General features: G+C 58.4%; 19 protein-coding genes. 10 read left to right on the forward strand and 9 right to left on the reverse strand.

The annotated features are described in order from the left end of the window. Nucleotides 1-134: 134 nt before the first annotated feature. On the forward strand, nucleotides 135-686 hold the full coding sequence (locus tag ACR3EP_RS06640; protein WP_480636939.1) for a putative pterin-binding protein: 552 nt from the start codon (nucleotides 135-137) through the stop codon (nucleotides 684-686). On the opposite strand, the gene ACR3EP_RS06645 is transcribed toward ACR3EP_RS06640, so the two are convergent. Then, the gene (locus ACR3EP_RS06645) at nucleotides 663-1,829 is read right to left on the reverse strand and encodes a deoxyguanosinetriphosphate triphosphohydrolase (RefSeq protein ID WP_170549336.1); all 1,167 of its coding nucleotides are present in this window, start codon (nucleotides 1,827-1,829) and stop codon (nucleotides 663-665) included. The genes ACR3EP_RS06640 and ACR3EP_RS06645 overlap by 24 nt on opposite strands. Before the next feature lie 76 nt (nucleotides 1,830-1,905). Here ACR3EP_RS06645 and ACR3EP_RS06650 point away from each other — a divergent pair, with 76 nt between their 5' ends. Further along, entirely contained in the window at nucleotides 1,906-2,229 is a 324-nt protein-coding gene (locus ACR3EP_RS06650; RefSeq protein WP_170348987.1) for a HesB/IscA family protein, read from the forward strand. Nucleotides 2,230-2,289: 60 nt separating this feature from the next. Further along, nucleotides 2,290-3,069, forward strand: coding sequence for an exodeoxyribonuclease III (gene xth / locus ACR3EP_RS06655; protein ID WP_480636940.1), 780 nt, complete (start codon nucleotides 2,290-2,292; stop codon nucleotides 3,067-3,069). 4 nt (nucleotides 3,070-3,073) lie between these two features. Here xth and ACR3EP_RS06660 read toward each other — a convergent pair whose 3' ends face one another. Both ACR3EP_RS06660 and dksA read right to left on the reverse strand, forming a co-directional pair. Further along, nucleotides 3,074-4,225 carry an FAD-dependent monooxygenase gene (locus ACR3EP_RS06660; protein ID WP_480636942.1) on the reverse strand — a complete coding sequence of 384 codons (1,152 nt, stop codon included), beginning with the start codon at nucleotides 4,223-4,225 and terminating at the stop codon, nucleotides 3,074-3,076. Between the two features lie 71 nt (nucleotides 4,226-4,296). After that, a complete protein-coding gene (dksA, locus tag ACR3EP_RS06665; RefSeq protein WP_170348990.1) occupies nucleotides 4,297-4,719 on the reverse strand; it encodes an RNA polymerase-binding protein DksA in 423 nt (140 codons plus the stop codon). 370 nt (nucleotides 4,720-5,089) lie between these two features. Here dksA and ACR3EP_RS06670 point away from each other — a divergent pair, with 370 nt between their 5' ends. From ACR3EP_RS06670 to ACR3EP_RS06690, 5 genes are all read left to right on the forward strand, one after another. Then, nucleotides 5,090-5,935, forward strand: coding sequence for an AAA family ATPase (locus tag ACR3EP_RS06670; protein WP_480636943.1), 846 nt, complete (start codon nucleotides 5,090-5,092; stop codon nucleotides 5,933-5,935). A 116-nt stretch (nucleotides 5,936-6,051) separates the two neighbouring features. Further along, a complete protein-coding gene (locus ACR3EP_RS06675) occupies nucleotides 6,052-6,501 on the forward strand; it encodes a GNAT family N-acetyltransferase (RefSeq protein ID WP_367647911.1) in 450 nt (149 codons plus the stop codon). Then, complete coding sequence (locus tag ACR3EP_RS06680; RefSeq protein ID WP_480636946.1) at nucleotides 6,498-7,862, forward strand: DUF2927 domain-containing protein; 1,365 nt, start codon at nucleotides 6,498-6,500, stop codon at nucleotides 7,860-7,862. Before ACR3EP_RS06675 ends, ACR3EP_RS06680 begins: the two co-directional genes overlap by 4 nt. A 3-nt stretch (nucleotides 7,863-7,865) precedes the next feature. Beyond that, nucleotides 7,866-8,036 (forward strand): hypothetical protein, encoded by a 171-nt coding sequence (locus tag ACR3EP_RS06685; RefSeq protein ID WP_170348993.1) that lies wholly within the window; start codon nucleotides 7,866-7,868, stop codon nucleotides 8,034-8,036. Between the two features lie 3 nt (nucleotides 8,037-8,039). After that, nucleotides 8,040-9,224 (forward strand): vWA domain-containing protein, encoded by a 1,185-nt coding sequence (locus ACR3EP_RS06690; RefSeq protein WP_170375722.1) that lies wholly within the window; start codon nucleotides 8,040-8,042, stop codon nucleotides 9,222-9,224. Here the strand turns inward: ACR3EP_RS06690 and ACR3EP_RS06695 are convergent. Next, nucleotides 9,221-9,637: a hypothetical protein gene (locus ACR3EP_RS06695; RefSeq protein ID WP_480636948.1), complete on the reverse strand. Its 417-nt coding sequence runs from the start codon at nucleotides 9,635-9,637 to the stop codon at nucleotides 9,221-9,223. The genes ACR3EP_RS06690 and ACR3EP_RS06695 overlap by 4 nt on opposite strands. A gap of 249 nt (nucleotides 9,638-9,886) precedes the next feature. On the opposite strand from ACR3EP_RS06695, the gene ACR3EP_RS06700 reads away from it, so the two are divergent. Then, nucleotides 9,887-10,576: a M48 family metallopeptidase gene (locus ACR3EP_RS06700; RefSeq protein WP_480636949.1), complete on the forward strand. Its 690-nt coding sequence runs from the start codon at nucleotides 9,887-9,889 to the stop codon at nucleotides 10,574-10,576. A gap of 53 nt (nucleotides 10,577-10,629) precedes the next feature. Here the strand turns inward: ACR3EP_RS06700 and ACR3EP_RS06705 are convergent, their stop codons facing one another. From ACR3EP_RS06705 to ACR3EP_RS06725, 5 genes are read right to left on the reverse strand one after another with little or no spacing between them, the layout of a single operon-like run. Continuing rightward, complete coding sequence (locus ACR3EP_RS06705; RefSeq protein ID WP_425080484.1) at nucleotides 10,630-11,172, reverse strand: RSP_2648 family PIN domain-containing protein; 543 nt, start codon at nucleotides 11,170-11,172, stop codon at nucleotides 10,630-10,632. Then, nucleotides 11,169-12,371 carry an RSP_2647 family RNA methyltransferase gene (locus tag ACR3EP_RS06710; protein ID WP_480636952.1) on the reverse strand — a complete coding sequence of 401 codons (1,203 nt, stop codon included), beginning with the start codon at nucleotides 12,369-12,371 and terminating at the stop codon, nucleotides 11,169-11,171. Before ACR3EP_RS06710 ends, ACR3EP_RS06705 begins: the two co-directional genes overlap by 4 nt. Nucleotides 12,372-12,409: 38 nt before the next feature. Continuing rightward, a complete protein-coding gene (locus tag ACR3EP_RS06715) occupies nucleotides 12,410-12,682 on the reverse strand; it encodes a hypothetical protein (RefSeq protein WP_170396122.1) in 273 nt (90 codons plus the stop codon). Next, nucleotides 12,669-15,458: a [protein-PII] uridylyltransferase family protein gene (locus ACR3EP_RS06720; protein WP_480636954.1), complete on the reverse strand. Its 2,790-nt coding sequence runs from the start codon at nucleotides 15,456-15,458 to the stop codon at nucleotides 12,669-12,671. The genes ACR3EP_RS06715 and ACR3EP_RS06720 overlap by 14 nt, the downstream gene beginning before the upstream one ends. Continuing rightward, entirely contained in the window at nucleotides 15,455-15,844 is a 390-nt protein-coding gene (locus ACR3EP_RS06725; RefSeq protein WP_170358901.1) for a nuclear transport factor 2 family protein, read from the reverse strand. Before ACR3EP_RS06725 ends, ACR3EP_RS06720 begins: the two co-directional genes overlap by 4 nt. Nucleotides 15,845-15,996: 152 nt before the next feature. Between ACR3EP_RS06725 and ACR3EP_RS06730 the strand changes: the two genes are divergently transcribed. Beyond that, on the forward strand, nucleotides 15,997-16,419 hold the full coding sequence (locus ACR3EP_RS06730; protein WP_170349002.1) for a DUF2852 domain-containing protein: 423 nt from the start codon (nucleotides 15,997-15,999) through the stop codon (nucleotides 16,417-16,419). Nucleotides 16,420-16,453 lie beyond the last annotated feature (34 nt).

Genomic DNA, 16,453 nt, shown 5'->3' on the forward strand with positions numbered 1-16,453 from the left:
TTCGGATGTCCTTTTGCTTGCCCGGCGGTTTACCACGCAAAGCGGCAAGGTCAATGGAAGCGATCAGTTTCCGCTTGGATTAGCGGTAAACCGGGCTAAGGTCACAGGAAATTCCTAACCTCGGAGATCGTTCCATGCGTCTTGCCCTGCCCCTTGCATTCGTCCTGACCACTTCGATCCCGGTCTGGGCCGATATGCCCGCGCCGCAGGGCCATGTTCTTCTGACGCTGGGCGGGGCGGTGACGGAAACCAACTTACCGGCTCGGGGTGAAAATGACGGTGGTCTGCTGGGTTATCTCGAAGTGCAGCACAGCGGCGGCGCCGGATTTGACGCCGCGATGCTTGACGGTCTAGCGCAAGTGGAGGTCACAATTGCCTACGGCCCCGAAGACAATCAGCGCGACGTCGCCTTCTCTGGTCCGCTTTTGTCGGATTTGATGGTCATGGCAGGGGCCGAAGGGAAGACTGCCAAACCAATGGCGATGGATGGATACCAGTCCGAAATCCCATGGGACAGTATTCAGGCGCACCAACCCATCGTGGCAACCCATGCGGATGGCAGTCCGATGGGGATCGGCGGCTATGGCCCTACGATGATCGTTTTTCCGCCCACAGATGATGCTGATCTGGCAGACGAGCAATCCGGGCAACAGGTTTGGGCGCTAGCCTATATCGGCATCGAGTGACGACCGCCCCGTCAGCCTTTTGTGATCCTGCAAGGCAAAGCGGTCGGTCATACCTGCAATGTAGTCCGACACAATCCGCGCAAGCACCGTCTCATCACGGGCTGCTTCTATATCGCCGTGCCAATGGGCTGGCATTTGTTTGGGATCGTTCAAGTAGATCGGGAATAATTCTTCAACGACCGCAGACACTTCGGCCCTGACCTTCATGACGCTGGGCGCACGATACATCCGCGAAAACAGGAAGGCGCGGATCTCTTTAAGTTGCGCCCAAAGCCCTGCCGAGAACTGGATCACCGGATAACCCAGATGCCGGATATCTTCGACCGTTTGCGCCCCAGACTCAGCGATCAGGTCGCGCGAGGTGTCGATCACATCCGAAACCATCACCCCAAACACGCGACGCAATGCTTCGTGCCTGCGCCGATACGGGTCCAGACCAGGGTACTTGCGGTCCACTTCCGCATAGCAATCACCGACGATGGGCAATTGCTGAATTTCCGCGTCCGTGAACAGATCGGCCCTGAGCCCATCCAACAGATCATGATTGTTATAGGCTATATCGTCAGACAGCGCGGCCACCTGTGCCTCGGCACTGGCATGGGTGTGCAGTTCAAGGTCAAAACCGCCATTGCACTCGGCCAGCGCCCACGGCAATTCGCCTGTCACAGGTCCATTATGCTTGGCTATGCCTTCCAGACATTCCCATGTCAGATTGCAGCCGTCGAATTCGGCATAGTGGCGTTCCAACTTGGTGACGATCCGAATGGCCTGCGCGTTGTGATCGAAGCCGCCGTATGGCTCCATCAAAGCGTGCAAAGCGTCCTCTCCGGTATGACCAAAGGGCGTGTGCCCTAGATCATGCGCCAATGCCACGGCTTCGGTCAGTTCAGGGTTCAATCCCAATGCCCCGGCAATCGTGCGCGCCACCTGTGCCACTTCGATAGAATGTGTCAGGCGCGTGCGGTAACTGTCGCCTTCATGTTCAACAAACACCTGTGTCTTGTGTTTCAGCCGCCGAAACGCGCTGGCATGAATGATCCGATCCCGGTCGCGCTGAAAGCATGACCGGAAACTGCTTTCCTCCTCAGGTACTAGCCGCCCCCTTGCGCGGCCCGGGTCCGAGGCAAAACCTGCTCTGTCCAAAGGCCTTATCCTTGTCGCCTGTCCTTGCAATTTCTATATTGTAAGGCGTAAAGGAAATAAACCTTTGGAGACCGGCATGAATCTGCCCCCCACAGTCACAGAACGCGCCTTTGACCGTCTGGCCGAGATTGGTGCAGCGGATCAGGGTCAGGCCCTACGCGTCGCAGTGGAAGGCGGCGGATGTTCCGGTTTTCAATACGAAATCGCGCTGGACGAACCCAAAGACGACGATCTTGTGCTGGAAGGCAAAGGCCAAAAGGTCATTGTCGATTCGATTTCTCTGCCGTTTCTGGAAAATGCAGTGATCGATTTCACGCAGGAACTGATCGGTGCGCGGTTTGTGATCGAAAACCCCAACGCGACCTCATCCTGCGGCTGCGGTACGTCTTTTTCAATGTGACCTTGCCCTGCACGCGTGGTTGAGGGATAGATCAACCGGCAGCCAGCCGGAGGATCGCGCATGAAAATCGCCACGTTTAACATCAACGGCATCAAAGCGCGGGCCGAAGCTCTGCCCCGGTGGCTTGACGAAGCACAACCTGACGTCGTCCTATTGCAGGAAATCAAGTCGGTCGATGAAAACTTCCCACGCGAGATATTCGAGGAACGTGGTTATAACGTCGAAACCCACGGCCAGAAAAGTTTTAACGGCGTCGCCATCTTATCAAAACTTCCACTTGAGGATGTGTCCCGCGGCCTGCCCGGAGATGACGAGGACGAACAGGCGCGTTGGATCGAAGCAACCGTGATCGGCAAGCAAGCGCTGCGGATTTGCGGGTTGTACCTGCCCAACGGCAACCCGGTACCCGGACCGAAATACGACTATAAGCTGGCCTGGATGGAACGGCTGTATCATCGGGCGCGCGAACTTATGGCCAGCGAAGAACCGGCACTTATGGCGGGAGATTACAACATCATCCCACAGGCCGAAGATGCCGCCCGCCCGGATGCCTGGCGCGAGGATGCCTTGTTCCGACCGGATAGCCGTGCGGCGTTTCGCAAAATCCTCAATCTGGGCTTTACCGAAGCGTTTCGGGCCCGCACGCAAGGACCTGGTCACTACTCATTCTGGGACTATCAGGCGGGTGCGTGGAACAAGAACGATGGCATTCGTATCGATCACTTTCTGCTGACACCTCAGGCTGCCGATCTGATGCAAGACTGCCAGATTGATGCAGCCGTGCGCGGGCATGAGAAACCGTCGGACCATGTGCCAGTCTGGGTTCAGCTCGACCTGTAATCAATCATGCGGTCGGGTCGTAGGCATAGATCCACTCGTATTTTTTCGAAAGCCTTGGTCCAACGGCCATCAGCGCCATCTGTGCCGCCAGTCGCATGGGACCGCGCAGGTGAAAATTTCGCGCGTTAACTCCGGCGGTGGCAACGACTCGCTTAGCCCTTGGTCGGCGAAGGTTTTCATAGGCGGCAAATGCTTGTGTCACATCGGGCTGTTCTTCGAAGGTGCGGGCTAGAATCCACGCATCCTCTAACGCCAAACAGGCCCCTTGCGCCATAAAGGGCAAGGTCGGATGCGCGGCGTCACCCAGCAGCGCCAACCGCCCGTTCTGCCAGCTTTGCGCCACAGGCCGCAGGAACAGGGCCCAAAGATGGGTTTCGGTCACGTCAGACAGAATATCACCCACTGGCCCCCCGAAATCGGCAAAACGCGCGCGCAGATCATTCGGATCGCCTTGCAGTCGCCAGCCTTCCTCTTGCCAGTCCGAGCGCTCCTCAATTGCCACCACATTCATCAGTTTCTGATCGCGCAACGGATAGGTGACGACGTGGCGTCCAGGCCCCATTGTCAGTGAGGCGCAAGGCATCTCCTCTCGTTCTGACAAGGGGATAGTCGCACGCCAGGCAATCTGGTGCGTGAACTTAGGGGCCTCTGGCCCGTTCAGGGTCGGACGTATGGTGCTGCGACCCCCGTCCGCCGCGATAGCACAGTCGCACCGCAAGCGTTCGCCGTCATTCAGAACGACTTCTACCTCTGCCGGATGTTGGAGAACCTGCGCCACCTGCGCGCCCAGCTGGATAATAACGCCCGCCTCTAAAGCCGCCCGGCGCAACAGGTCCAGCAAATCCGCGCGATGGTAATAGTAGGTCGGTCCGGCCGCCGGCGCAGGAATACGGCTTATTACTCGACCTTTGCGATAATCTCGCAGAATTGTGCCGTGCGACAACTGCCCGCCCTCGGGCTTATCCCCTAACACATTCAGCGCCCGCAAAACCGCCATGCCGTTGGCGCTGATCTGCAATCCTGCGCCAACCTCAGTCAGGGCCGGAGCCTGCTCAAGAACCGTGACCTGCGCCCCGCGTTGCCGCAGTGCCAAAGAGGCTGCCAGCCCCCCTATTCCGCCGCCGATGACATTGAATTTCAGACCGTTGATATCCATGGCACTGGCTTAACGCAAAAACGCCGGAGCAACAGGCCCCGGCGTTTGAATTTGTACCAAAGTTCCAGCGATCAATCGTCGCGGTGGACCTTTTCGCGACGCTCGTGACGTTCCTGCGCCTCAAGCGTCATGGTCGCGATTGGACGCGCATCCAGACGTTTCAGCGAAATCGGATCGCCCGTCTTTTCGCAATAGCCGTACTCGCCCTCTTCGATGCGACGCAGGGCCGAGTCGATCTTGGCAACCAGCTTGCGCTGACGGTCGCGGGTCCGCAGCTCCAGCGCGCGATCTGTTTCCTCGCTTGCGCGGTCTGCAACGTCCGGAATGTTACGGGTGTTGTCCTGCAGCCCTTCGATCGTGTCGCGGCTGCCCGCCAATAGTTCATTCTTCCAATCCAGCAGCTTGCGGCGAAAATACTCAAGCTGACGGTCATTCATGAAAGGTTCATCTTCGGCCGGGCGATAATCCTCCGGCAGAAAAACTTCCTGCTTCATTTTTGCTCCCTCGGTATGGCCAGTAACGTCGGTTGCTGTTGTTTGACCTGACATTTGGCACTCCCTTCTGCGGTGCATGTATCCGACGCACGTACGAATGTCACTACACAAACGTCGTCTTAATACGTCACGTCCCCGGCATGTCTAAATATGAGACAAATAACAACAAAACCTTGTTATACTGTGGAAATTGTCAGGCGAAAATTAGGCGATCCCCAACAGACACGGCACCCGCCGGACGTCGAATCACGCAAAAGGGATTGGAGTCGTTACGAAAATCTGATCCCGCGACGCCGTGGCCCGCTTGTCAAAATCATCGCCTCTCTGTAACCCGAACAACACAGATTGCGCAAAACCAAACGAGGGGCCCATGACCGCACGTTTCCAAGGCACCGCCGAATATGTTGCCACCGATGACCTGACCATTGCGGTGAATGCTGCCGTGACGCTGGAACGCCCCCTGCTGGTCAAGGGGGAACCCGGCACGGGCAAAACAGAACTGGCCAAACAGGTGGCAGGCGCACTGGGGCTGCGCATGATCGAGTGGAACGTGAAGTCCACCACCCGCGCGCAACAGGGTCTGTACGAATACGATGCGGTCAGCCGGCTTCGTGACAGTCAGCTGGGTGAAGAACGCGTGCATGACGTGTCCAACTACATCCGTAAGGGCAAGCTGTGGCAGGCGTTTGACGCCGACGAGAAGATTGTTCTGCTGATTGACGAGATCGACAAGGCGGATATCGAGTTTCCCAACGATCTGCTGCAGGAACTCGATAAGATGGAGTTCCATGTTTACGAGACTGGTGAGACCATCCGGGCCAAACACCGCCCCATCGTCATCATCACCTCGAACAATGAAAAGGAACTGCCCGACGCGTTTCTGCGCCGCTGTTTCTTCCACTATATCCGCTTCCCTGACGAGGAGACCATGCGCCGGATCGTCGAGGTCCACCACCCCGGTATCAAAGATGCGTTGCTGACCACTGCCCTGACGCAATTCTATGAAATCCGCGAAACGCAGGGGCTGAAGAAAAAGCCCTCAACCTCCGAAGTGCTGGATTGGCTGAAACTGCTGTTGGCCGAGGACCTGACGTCCGAAGACCTGAAACGCGATGGTGTGAACGCTTTGCCCAAGCTGCACGGTGCGTTGCTGAAGAACGAACAGGACGTGCATCTGTTCGAGCGACTGGCCTTTATGGCGCGCAGCAAACGCTAAACCTGTTGAACATCTGGTTATCGCTGCTTGCTTTGGACAGGTCTGGCTGTCAGCATTGCAGGTGGCGGTCCGGTTTATCCGGGCTACCTATAACCGGATCAGATGGGACCCTGTGATTGACTGACACTTTGACCATCCGCGCCTTGCGGCCTGAAGACCGCGCTGAATGGTCCGACATGTGGCGCGACTATCTGGCGTTTTATGAAACAACGGTCGCAGATGAGATCTATGACAGCACCTTTGCACGATTGCTGGGCGATGATCCGCACGATTTCTCATGTTTTGTTGCGGAACAAAACGGGCGGCTTGTTGGTCTCACGCATTACCTTTTCCACCGCCACGCGTGGAAGGTTGAATCCGTGTGCTACTTGCAAGACCTGTTCGCCCGCCCCCAGGCGCGTGGTTCCGGAGTCGGCCGCGCCTTGATTCAGGCGGTGTATGATGAGGCCGACCGACAGGGCGCGCCGTCAGTCTATTGGCTGACGCAGGATTTCAACCACACCGCCCGCAAACTTTATGACCGCATCGGCAAACAGACGCCCTTTATCCGGTATCAGCGCCCATGATGCGATGGCTGGCCCTTGTTGCAGGTGTGGCGCTGGCAGGCTGCGCAGCGGTTGAGACGACCGAAGTACCTACCCGCGTGCAGGCGATTGAAGAGACGTTGCCCCCAGCCAAGACTTTCACCCGCGCGTTCCCGATGCCACCGGGCCGGTCGAACGCCAATATCGCGGCGGATTTCGTATCGTTGCATTTCGCGTTGGAAGGGGGCGCGAAACTGCCGGTATTCACGCGGTTTGAAACGCCGATCACCGTGCGTCTGACCGGCTCACCTACGCCCTCGATGCAGCGCGACCTGACCCAATTGCTGACCCGCCTGCGCCGCGAGGCCGGAATCGACATTCAACAGATTTCGGACGGCACGGCCAACATCACAATCGAGGCCGTCAGCCAGGCAGAGATCCACGAAATTCTGCCACAAGCGGCCTGTTTCGTGGTGCCGAACTCTTCGAGCTTTGAAGAGTACCGCCGTAACCGGCGCAAACAGATAAGCAGCTGGAGCCGGCTGCGCAGCCGCGAACGTCTGGGCATCTTTATTCCATACGACGTCAGCCCGCAGGAAAAACGCGATTGCCTGCATGAAGAGATTGCGCAGTCACTGGGGCCGCTGAACGATCTGTATCATCTGCCGGATTCAGTGTTCAACGATGACAATATCCATACTGTCCTTACTGGGTTCGACATGCTGATCCTGCGCACGGCCTACGCACCCGAACTGCGCAGCGGCATGACAAGCGAACAGGTTAAGGCCGCCCTACCCGGCATTCTGAGGCGCCTGAACCCGCGTGGCGAGAACATACCAATGCAGCCGGTATCTGAAACGCCGCGTGAATGGATCAATGCGGTTCAAAAATCCCTGCGCCCGCAACTGAATACGCAACGGCGCCTGCGGGCCGCGCAAAAGGCCGCGCGGATCGGTCAGGAACAGGGCTGGACCGATCATCGCCGCGCCTATCCCTTTTACCTGATGGGGCGGATGGGTCAGTTCGACAAACCGCAGGACGCGCTGCGCAATTATCAGACCGCTTTGCAATACTTGCGCGCAACCCCCGGCACCGAAATCCATCAGGCCTATGTCACTACACAGACTGCCGCTTTCGCACTAGCACTAGGCAAAGGCCCCGAAGCCCTGCCCGAATTGGATAAGGCCATCGACGTGATGATGCGGGCCGAAAATGCCTCGCAACTGGCGACATTGTTGCTACTGAAATCCGAAGCCCTAAATCAGGCGGGCCGGACGGCTGAGGCACGCTCTGTCAGGCTGGACAGTCTGGGATGGGCACGTTACGGGTTCGGCTCGGAAACGGTGGTCCGGTCGCTTAATCAGGAAGTTGCGGAAGGATCCCCCAACAACAGAGGCGGATAACGCATGGTCGTAATTCTGGGAATGGCGATTTTGGGGGCAATCCTTGGGGCGATGACAGCGCGCAAGCGCAACGGCACCGGCGCCGACATGGCGCAATATGCAGCCGGGTATGGCATTGCCTTTGCATTGGTCGGCCTTGTGCTGTCCCTTATACTCATACGTTTTGTGGTCTGACCCATGTTCCTGCCCTTTTTCGAAAATCTCAGAAAAGCGGGCATTCCCGTATCCTTGCGCGAATACCTGACCTTTCTTGAGGGCATGAAAAAGGGTCTGGCCACATATGATGTCGAGGCGTTTTACTACCTCGCCCGCGTGTCGATGGTGAAAGATGAACGCAACATAGACAAATTCGACCGTGCCTTTGCCGCCAGTTTTGAAGGGCTGGACGAGATCAGCTTTGAACAGGTTCTTGAAGCAGTCGACATTCCCGCCGATTGGCTGGCAAAGATGGCCGAAAAACATCTCTCAGAAGAAGAAAAAGCCGAAATCGAAGCCATGGGCGGATTCGACAAACTGATGGAGACGCTGCGCGAGCGCCTCAAGGATCAGAAAGGCCGCCATCAGGGTGGCAACAAATGGATTGGCACCGCTGGCACCTCTCCGTTCGGAGCCTATGGATATAATCCCGAAGGCGTACGCATCGGTCAGGACGAGAGCCGCCATCAGCGTGCGGTCAAGGTCTGGGACAAGCGTGAATTCAAAAACCTGGACGACACGGTTGAACTGGGCACGCGCAATATCAAGGTCGCCTTGAAACGCCTGCGTCGCTGGGCGCGTGAAGGAGCGGCGGAAGAGTTGGATCTGGACGGCACCATCCGGGCCACAGCCGAACATGGTTATCTGGATGTGAAAACCCGCCCCGAACGCCACAACGCTGTCAAAGTGCTGCTGTTTTTGGACGTCGGCGGCTCAATGGACCCGCATATCAAAGTGGTCGAAGAACTGTTCTCGGCCGCCCGGACCGAGTTCAAGCATCTGGAGTACTACTACTTTCACAATTGCCTGTACGAAGGCGTCTGGCGCGACAACCGCCGCCGTTGGGATCAGAAGACCCCAACGCATGAGGTGCTGCGCACCTATGGCTCGGACTACAAATGCATCTTTGTCGGCGATGCCTCGATGAGCCCCTACGAGATCGCCTATCCAGGCGGCGCCAACGAGCACTGGAACCAAGAGGCCGGGCAGGTCTGGCTGCAACGCGCCCGCGAGCAATGGCCGTCAAACCTGTGGATCAACCCGGTGCCCGAGAAATACTGGGAATACACCCACTCAATCGGCATGATTCAGGAAATTTTTGAGGATCGCATGGTGCCGATGACCCTAGCCGGACTGGAGCAGGGAATGAAGGAATTGACGCGTTAAGTCAGGATCAACTGCTCGTGCGCGATTGACGCAGGTCGCGCAGGATTGCGTTTTCGGTGGTTTACCCGGCAGAGGAAAACTGGGCCGCGCTGGCGGGACGGATTGGTCTTTATTGGGCAAACCCCGTAGAACAGGGCCGCCCAACCCATCACAGTTCCCAACACCAAAGCGGGAAACGCGACCAGAATGGACAGCGATTTACCCAACTGTGTTTCAAACCCCAATGGTCCAATGACAGCGATGGCCGCCACGCCAAAAACAAGCATAAGTGGGCCTGAACCCACAAAGACGATTAGTGCTTTTACAATGCCATCCGGATCAGCCAACCAATTCGGCGTTAGTTTTGAATTGGTCATTGCTACACTGAAACCGAGTGTAATCAGCGTGGCCAAAGCCATCGGTCCAATACTCATTCCTGAGACCAACCGAAAGTCAGTGTCCAAGCAGCCATGAAACACAATAGAAGCCCGTATAATCCCATTGATCTTAGGCAAGCTCTGTACGCGCGAAAACAAAACTTCTTCATAATCAATTGAATCCTAGTGATTTTTCTCCGATTCCGGCTACTGAGAATTTCGACGAAAATAGGACGTCCGCTCTCTTTAATGCACAAATGATTAAGGCTGGTTGCCTATTCCCCCACTCAGAGCCATATCTACTGCATGCTTCGATTGACCCTGATCCTATTGGCGATTGCCTATGCCTTTGTGATGTACCGGATTTCCGTCTGGCGAACGCACCGAGAGCTGGATGCGAAATCGACCGAACTGGCTGATCCGGTGCTGAAACGCATGACTGACAGGCTGGCCGCCGCGCTCGAGATCGACCGGGTCCCGGTTTACATCTACGAGATCGACCCGGTGAACGGTCTGGCGGCTGCTGACGGGCGGATATTCATTACGCGCGGCTTTTATCGCAAATTCCGTAACGGAGAGGTTTCGGCCGAGGAAATGGCCAGCGTTATCGCACATGAGCTGGGACATGTTGCGCTGGGGCATGCGCGGCGGCGGATGATCGATTTTTCCGGCCAGAACGCATTGCGGGCGGCTTTGATGATGCTGTTGAACCGGTTCATTCCCTTCATCGGCGCGTGGATTGCCAATATGCTGACCCACCTGCTGGCCTCGCGTCTATCGCGCAGCGATGAATATGAGGCGGATGAATATGCCGCTGCTCTGCTGACCAAGGCCGGGATCGGGATTGGGCCGCAAAAGTCGCTGTTTCACAAGTTGGAAGACCTGACACAACAGCGCGCAGGTGTTACTCCGGCCTGGCTGATGAGCCATCCCAAAACGGATGAGCGTATTGCAGCGCTGGAAGCACTTGAGCAGCGTTGGGGCGCGGGCGGTTAGCTTCGGGGCCAGCCCCACCGGGATATTATTAACCAGATGAAGTTGGATACGGCCTAATGGCTGAGCGCCTTGCCCAACCTTGGCAGACGGGCCTTTTTCATCAGCGCGCGCAAGGTCCATTGATCACCGGACAGCCGGTTGGCTTCGGCTAAAACACGGTCGGCGAGTTCCGCCATGCCGTCGGGGTCGTCCATCCAGAATCCATATAGCAGGCCGTCAGGATCGCGGCGTTCAAGCCCTTCTTCCGACAGAATATTTCTTGGGAAATCCTTGGCGTTCACGGTGACGATAACATCGGCCGAGGCCTCAACGGCGGTGGCGAGAACGTGAATATCGGCGCTATCAGGCAGCCAGAGGCGTTGTTCAAGCCCCGGCTTGGCCGCGCGTTCGGCCTTGAGCCATTGCGCCTGCGTCAGGGCGATTTCGGCACGGGCCTGCGCCTCGCCTTCCGGGCCCAGTTTGCGGGCGGCGCGGGCCCATTCCTCGAGGATACGAGGAGACCAGATCGGCGTGAAGTGACTCAATCTGGCGGCGCCCAACAGCATCTCGCGCATCACCGTGGGGTAGATGACACAGGTATCCAGAACCGCCTTCACAGCCGGTAAAACACGGCTTTGAGATACCCGCTTTCAGCCAGTTGCGGCAGTTGCGGGTGGTCGGGGCCGGCAAACCCCGTGTGGATCAGTTGTGCCTGGCGCCCTGCCCGGCCAATCCCGCGCGAGGACGCGTCGCGGAACCGACCCAGATCGGCCGCGTGTGAACAAGAACAAAGCCCTAGATAGCCGCCCGGTTTCACCAACGGTGCGGCCAGCCGTGCGATACGCTCATAAGCGCGCAGGCCCGCGTCCAGGGCTTGTTTCGACGGCGCAAAAGCGGGTGGATCACAGATGACCACGTCAAATTGCGCGCCTTCTTCGCCCAATTTGGTCAGCACCTCGAACGCATCGCCCTGACGGGTTTCAAATCGATCCGCACATCCCGAAGCCTCGGCACCCTTCGTCGCCAAGTCCAGCGCCGCAGCCGAACCATCGACAGACAGGGCCTGCGCCGCGCCGCCAGCCAGCATCGCCAGACCAAAACCGCCCACATGGCTGAACACGTCCAGCACTTGCGCACCCGGCTGCACCAGCCGTGCAGCGAATGCATGGTTGGGGCGTTGGTCGTAAAACAGGCCGGTTTTCTGGCCTCCGGTAAGATCAGCCATATAGGTCGCGCCATTCATTGGCACCGGCAGCGGAGCGTCAGGCGCAGTTCCAAGCAAGGTCTGGTTTTCATCATCCAGCCCTTCCAGTCCCCGAGTGCGGCCCGAGGCATTTTTCAGCACAGTTGTCACACCCGTCACAGCAACCAACGCGTCGGTCAGCGCTTCCAGATGCGCCTCGGCCCAAGCGGCGTTGGGTTGGATCACGCAGGCATCACCAAAGCGGTCGATGATCACGCCGGGAAAGCCATCCGCTTCGGCGTGGATCAGGCGGTAATAGGGGGCGTCAAACAGGCGTTCGCGCATGTCCATAGCGCGGCGCAGGCGGGATTCGAACCATTCAGCATTCAAATCGGCGTCAAGGTCGCGATCCAGTACGCGGCACATGATTTTCGACTCGGGGTTCACGGCGACCAACGCAATGGGCGCGCGTTTGTCATCCTCCAGCACGGCCAAAGCACCAACCGGTATCTTGCGTGTACGCCGATCAGTGACAATGTCGTTGGCATAGACCCACGGGAAGCCATGGCGCAGGCCGCGCGCGTTGGCTTTGGGTTTCAGGCGGATACGGGGGCGGTCGGTGGCTTGGGTCATGACGCCCTCATAGTGGTGAACGCGCCGGGGGAAAAGCCCTAGCGAGACCGGGACCGCCAGCCGCCGCGCCTCTTGGGTGTCTGAGCCGATTGTAGCCCTTCGGCCAGCACTTGTGTCATCGGATGATCGGCCTCTTGCGTGGCATAGATGGCGTGTAACGCAGTAAGGGCCTGTGTCTGATCGCGATCCGCAGGCAGGCTCAGCGCCCAGTCCAGAAAAATGCTGCGGCATTCGGGCAGCGTGATGCCGTCGATGCGGTACGCCTCGCGGATCAGGCCCTTGTGATCGTTTGGATCGTCATTGCGCGGCATCTTGCCCCTCCTCAAGCACGCGGCCGATGATTCCGGCGGCGGCGGTGTAACTGTCCTGCAGCGCGCCCTGCAGGTGTTCGACCTGTTCGAACCCGGTGGCCCGACACAGGAAAGCCGCGCCGCCCTCGCCGATCTTGTCCGCCTCGATCACCTTACCCGACAGCAGCCGGGCGGCGCATTGCACGGACCAGCATAAATCGTAGCAATCCTTGAGCGTTTGCACTTGCGCGACGTCCAGCAAACCGGCAGCGACAGTGCCGTCCAACCCGGACTGCACGTCGCGCTGTGTCACACCAGACAGCAATGCCCCCGTTTCGGCCATCAGTTCGATATCCATCATCCGCCCGGCGCCGTTCTTGGCATCCCATATCCCCACCGGGGATTTGGCGGCGGCCAAACGGGCGCGCATTTCGGACACTTCGCGCAGGACCTTCTGGCGGTCTTCCGGTTGCGCCAGAAAATCAGCGCGGAAGCTCTCGATATCCTGCGTCAAACCCGCGTCGCCTGCGACCACGTGGGCACGGGTCAGGGCCAAATGCTCCCAAACCCAGGCTTCGTTGCGCTGGTAATTGGTGAAGCTGGCCCAGCTGGTCGCCACCGGCCCCTGATTGCCAGACGGGCGCAGGCGCATGTCGACCTCATAAAGCCGCCCCTGCGACATCGGAGCAGAGAGCGCCGTGATCAGCGCCTGTGTGAACCGGGCGTAATAGGTACGCGTGGCCAGAGGGCGCGGACCGTCCGACATGTCCTGATCCAGCGGGTCATAGATCACGATCATGTCCAGATCGGATTGCGAGTTGATCCGCCCTGCCCCCAGCGATCCCATACCCAGTACAGTCGCCCCGCGCCCCGGCGCAGGTCCGTGCTTTTTGGCGAATTGTTCAGTCACGCAAGGTAGGATCGCGGCTATAACAGCGCTGGCCAGTTCGGCATATTGCTGCCCGGCCTGCACACCGTCAATCAGACCGCGCAGGTGATGTACACCGATACGGAAATGCCATTCCTTGCACCAGCGACGTGCGAAATCCAGCTGCGTTTCATAGTCCGATTCCTGCTGCAGCGCCTGCTCAAGATCAGACTGAAGTGCCGTTTGCCCTGGCCAGTCGCTGAAGAAACTGCCCCCAATCACCGCGTCAAACACGGCGGCGTTATGGGACAGATGCGCCGCCAATGCGTGCGAGGTGCCCACGATATCGACCAGCAGGTCGATCAGGTGGGGATTAGCCTCGAACAGGGAAAACAGCTGCACACCTGCTGGCAACCCTGCAAGAAAACCGTCCAGCGCCCGCAGTGCCTCGTCCGGTTTTGCAGTTTTCGACAGGCGCGAGAGCAGCTCGGGCTTGAGACGTTCAAATATCCGCGCGCCGCGTTGCGAGCGTAGCGCTGGATAGGTGGTCCAGCGGGCCAGGACATTTTGGTCAAAATCGGCCTCACCGGCAGGTGCGGGCGTCGAAGATCCTGGGGCAAAGAACCCCTCGGTCAGCTCATGCACTTCGGTCAGACGGCGGGTCAAGTCAGCAGTCAAGCCGGCGCTATCGATCCCCATCAGGCAGGCGACGCGTTCGATACCGTCCGGTGATTGGGGCACCTTATGGGTCTGAGCATCGTGAACCATCTGAATGCGATGTTCGACCTCGCGGTGGGAGCGGTAGTGGTCGGTCAGCTTTTCGGCCACGTCCTGCGGTATCCAGTCTTTTCCGGCCAATGCAGCCAGACCGGGCACCGTGCCGCGCACGCGCAGGTCAGGGTCGCGACCTCCCGCAATCAACTGGCGGGTCTGGGTGAAGAATTCGATCTCACGAATGCCACCCTGCCCCAGCTTCATATCGTGGCCGGGAATGGTCAGCGTGCCGCCGGTGCCTTTATTCTCGCGAATGCGCAGGCGCATGTCATGGGCGTCCTGAATGGCGGCGAAATCCAGATGTCTGCGCCAGACAAAGGGGCGCAATGCATCAAGAAAGCGTTGCCCGGCGGCAATGTCACCGGCACATGGGCGCGCCTTGATATAAGCTGCCCTTTCCCAGGTGCGGCCAAGGCTTTCATAATACCGCTCGGCCGCCTCGGTCGCCAAACAGACCGGGGTCACCGCCGGATCGGGACGCAATCGCAGGTCAGTGCGGAACACATACCCATCAGCGGTCTTGTCGCTGAGCGTGGCGCAAAAATTGCGCGTGGCCCGCACCATCCCCTGACGCGCATCGAAGAAATCATCGGGGTCAAAGCGGGTCTCATCAAACAGAACGATCAGGTCGATATCCGAGCTATAGTTCAGCTCGTGCGCGCCCATCTTGCCCATGGCCAGAATGATCATCCCGGCAGCGGTTTCCACATCGTCTTCGGTCTTCCCCGGCAGCTTGCCGCGCCGGATCAGTGCCGCGATCTCCGCCTTGGCGGCAACATCCGCAGCCAGCGCGCCGAAATCCGTCAGCGCAGCGGTCACTTTCTCTAACGGCCACGCGCCCGCCAGATCGGCCAGCGCGGTCAGCAAAGCCATGCGCCGCTTGGCTTGCCGCAAACCGGATTTCAACTGATCCGGTGGTAAGGCACGCGCTGCATCCATCACATCCGCAAAAGCCTGATCGGGCTCTTGCAAGGCCGACGGCAACCAATCGCGTTCGTGTTCGATCAATCCCTTTAGGTATGGACTCGAACCCGCCGTCCCTGCAATCAGCTCCCCTTGTTCAGGCGTGATACCAGATACCGCATTCAGCGCTTCATCACCCAGTGATGCATCAAACGCCCGCGGAACACGGTGGATGGTCAGCGGACCGGTCATTGCGCCTCCAATGGAGTGTCCTGACTGAAACTGTTGACCCAGACGTCATGGCGGCGCTCCCACAGGGAAGAGATCAGCATCGCCTCCCAAGCATCACTGTCCGGGCGTTGGTAATCGGCACGATAGGACAACAGGACAATATCAGCGTTCAGAACCCGCAGTTTTGTCTCGCTCAACTCGTACCGCGACATCGTTGGCGCATCAGCGAATTGCCCGACATGATCATCGCGGTTAGCGAACCCGGTGGGATAGACCCCCAGAAAATCCGCGCTCAGCAATGCCCGGTCGGCCGAGGCATTGCCTTCAACTAGTGCAGTCCAGACTTGCTTTTCCAGTTCCAGAATTTCGGCAAGTGACGGGGCGGTTTTTCGTTCTTCGACAGACATTTTTGCAAACTGCTTTGTTCTCTGGGTGACGTCAACCAAACTTGGCCCCGACGCATAATGTAAATCTTTTTCACATCGACCCCTTGCAACCAGCCATCTGCTTCCCATCTTATCAATGTGAAAACGATTTACATCAACCCCGGAGACCCCAAATGACCGCACTGTCCGACCCCGCCGTCCCAGAAAATCCGGGATGGCTGCACCGCATCGAAACTTGGCTTGATGACAAAGGCAAAGGCGCCTGGATCGCCGTCATGGTCCTTGGTTTCATCTTCTTCTGGCCCGTTGGCCTGGCCCTGTTGGCCTATATGATCTGGAGCAAACGCATGTTCAGCAAATCCTGCAGCCGCCGCAAATCCTGGCACAGTCACATGAGCGCCATGAAACCCTCGGGCAACAGCGCGTTTGATGCCTATAAGGCGGACACTCTGGCGCGGCTTGAACGCGAACAGCAGGACTTCGAAGCCTTCCTGCGCCGCCTGCGTGACGCCAAGGACAAGGCTGAATTCGACCAGTTCATGGACGAACGCGCCCGCGAAAACCACGACGAGCCCGAAAACGGCGAGCGCGCCTGATCAAAGCTTGCCCTGTCCCGCCATCCGGGACAGG

The organism is Ruegeria sp. BB10 (assembly GCF_056535725.1).

Excerpts from the sequence above, each read along its gene's own strand:
- ACR3EP_RS06695 (WP_480636948.1), bottom strand. The coding sequence starts at position 9,637 with ATGAGTATTGGACCGATGGCTTTGGCCACGCTGATTACACTCGGTTTC.
- ACR3EP_RS06725 (WP_170358901.1), bottom strand. The coding sequence starts at position 15,844 with ATGTCTGTCGAAGAACGAAAAACCGCCCCGTCACTTGCCGAAATTCTG.
- xth (WP_480636940.1), top strand. The coding sequence starts at position 2,290 with ATGAAAATCGCCACGTTTAACATCAACGGCATCAAAGCGCGGGCCGAA.
- ACR3EP_RS06720 (WP_480636954.1), bottom strand. The coding sequence starts at position 15,458 with ATGACCGGTCCGCTGACCATCCACCGTGTTCCGCGGGCGTTTGATGCA.
- ACR3EP_RS06700 (WP_480636949.1), top strand. The coding sequence starts at position 9,887 with ATGCTTCGATTGACCCTGATCCTATTGGCGATTGCCTATGCCTTTGTG.
- ACR3EP_RS06650 (WP_170348987.1), top strand. The coding sequence starts at position 1,906 with ATGAATCTGCCCCCCACAGTCACAGAACGCGCCTTTGACCGTCTGGCC.
- ACR3EP_RS06730 (WP_170349002.1), top strand. The coding sequence starts at position 15,997 with ATGACCGCACTGTCCGACCCCGCCGTCCCAGAAAATCCGGGATGGCTG.
- ACR3EP_RS06710 (WP_480636952.1), bottom strand. The coding sequence starts at position 12,371 with ATGACCCAAGCCACCGACCGCCCCCGTATCCGCCTGAAACCCAAAGCC.
- ACR3EP_RS06660 (WP_480636942.1), bottom strand. The coding sequence starts at position 4,225 with ATGGATATCAACGGTCTGAAATTCAATGTCATCGGCGGCGGAATAGGG.
- ACR3EP_RS06680 (WP_480636946.1), top strand. The coding sequence starts at position 6,498 with ATGATGCGATGGCTGGCCCTTGTTGCAGGTGTGGCGCTGGCAGGCTGC.
- dksA (WP_170348990.1), bottom strand. The coding sequence starts at position 4,719 with ATGAAGCAGGAAGTTTTTCTGCCGGAGGATTATCGCCCGGCCGAAGAT.
- ACR3EP_RS06670 (WP_480636943.1), top strand. The coding sequence starts at position 5,090 with ATGACCGCACGTTTCCAAGGCACCGCCGAATATGTTGCCACCGATGAC.
- ACR3EP_RS06640 (WP_480636939.1), top strand. The coding sequence starts at position 135 with ATGCGTCTTGCCCTGCCCCTTGCATTCGTCCTGACCACTTCGATCCCG.
- ACR3EP_RS06690 (WP_170375722.1), top strand. The coding sequence starts at position 8,040 with ATGTTCCTGCCCTTTTTCGAAAATCTCAGAAAAGCGGGCATTCCCGTA.
- ACR3EP_RS06685 (WP_170348993.1), top strand. The coding sequence starts at position 7,866 with ATGGTCGTAATTCTGGGAATGGCGATTTTGGGGGCAATCCTTGGGGCG.
- ACR3EP_RS06715 (WP_170396122.1), bottom strand. The coding sequence starts at position 12,682 with ATGCCGCGCAATGACGATCCAAACGATCACAAGGGCCTGATCCGCGAG.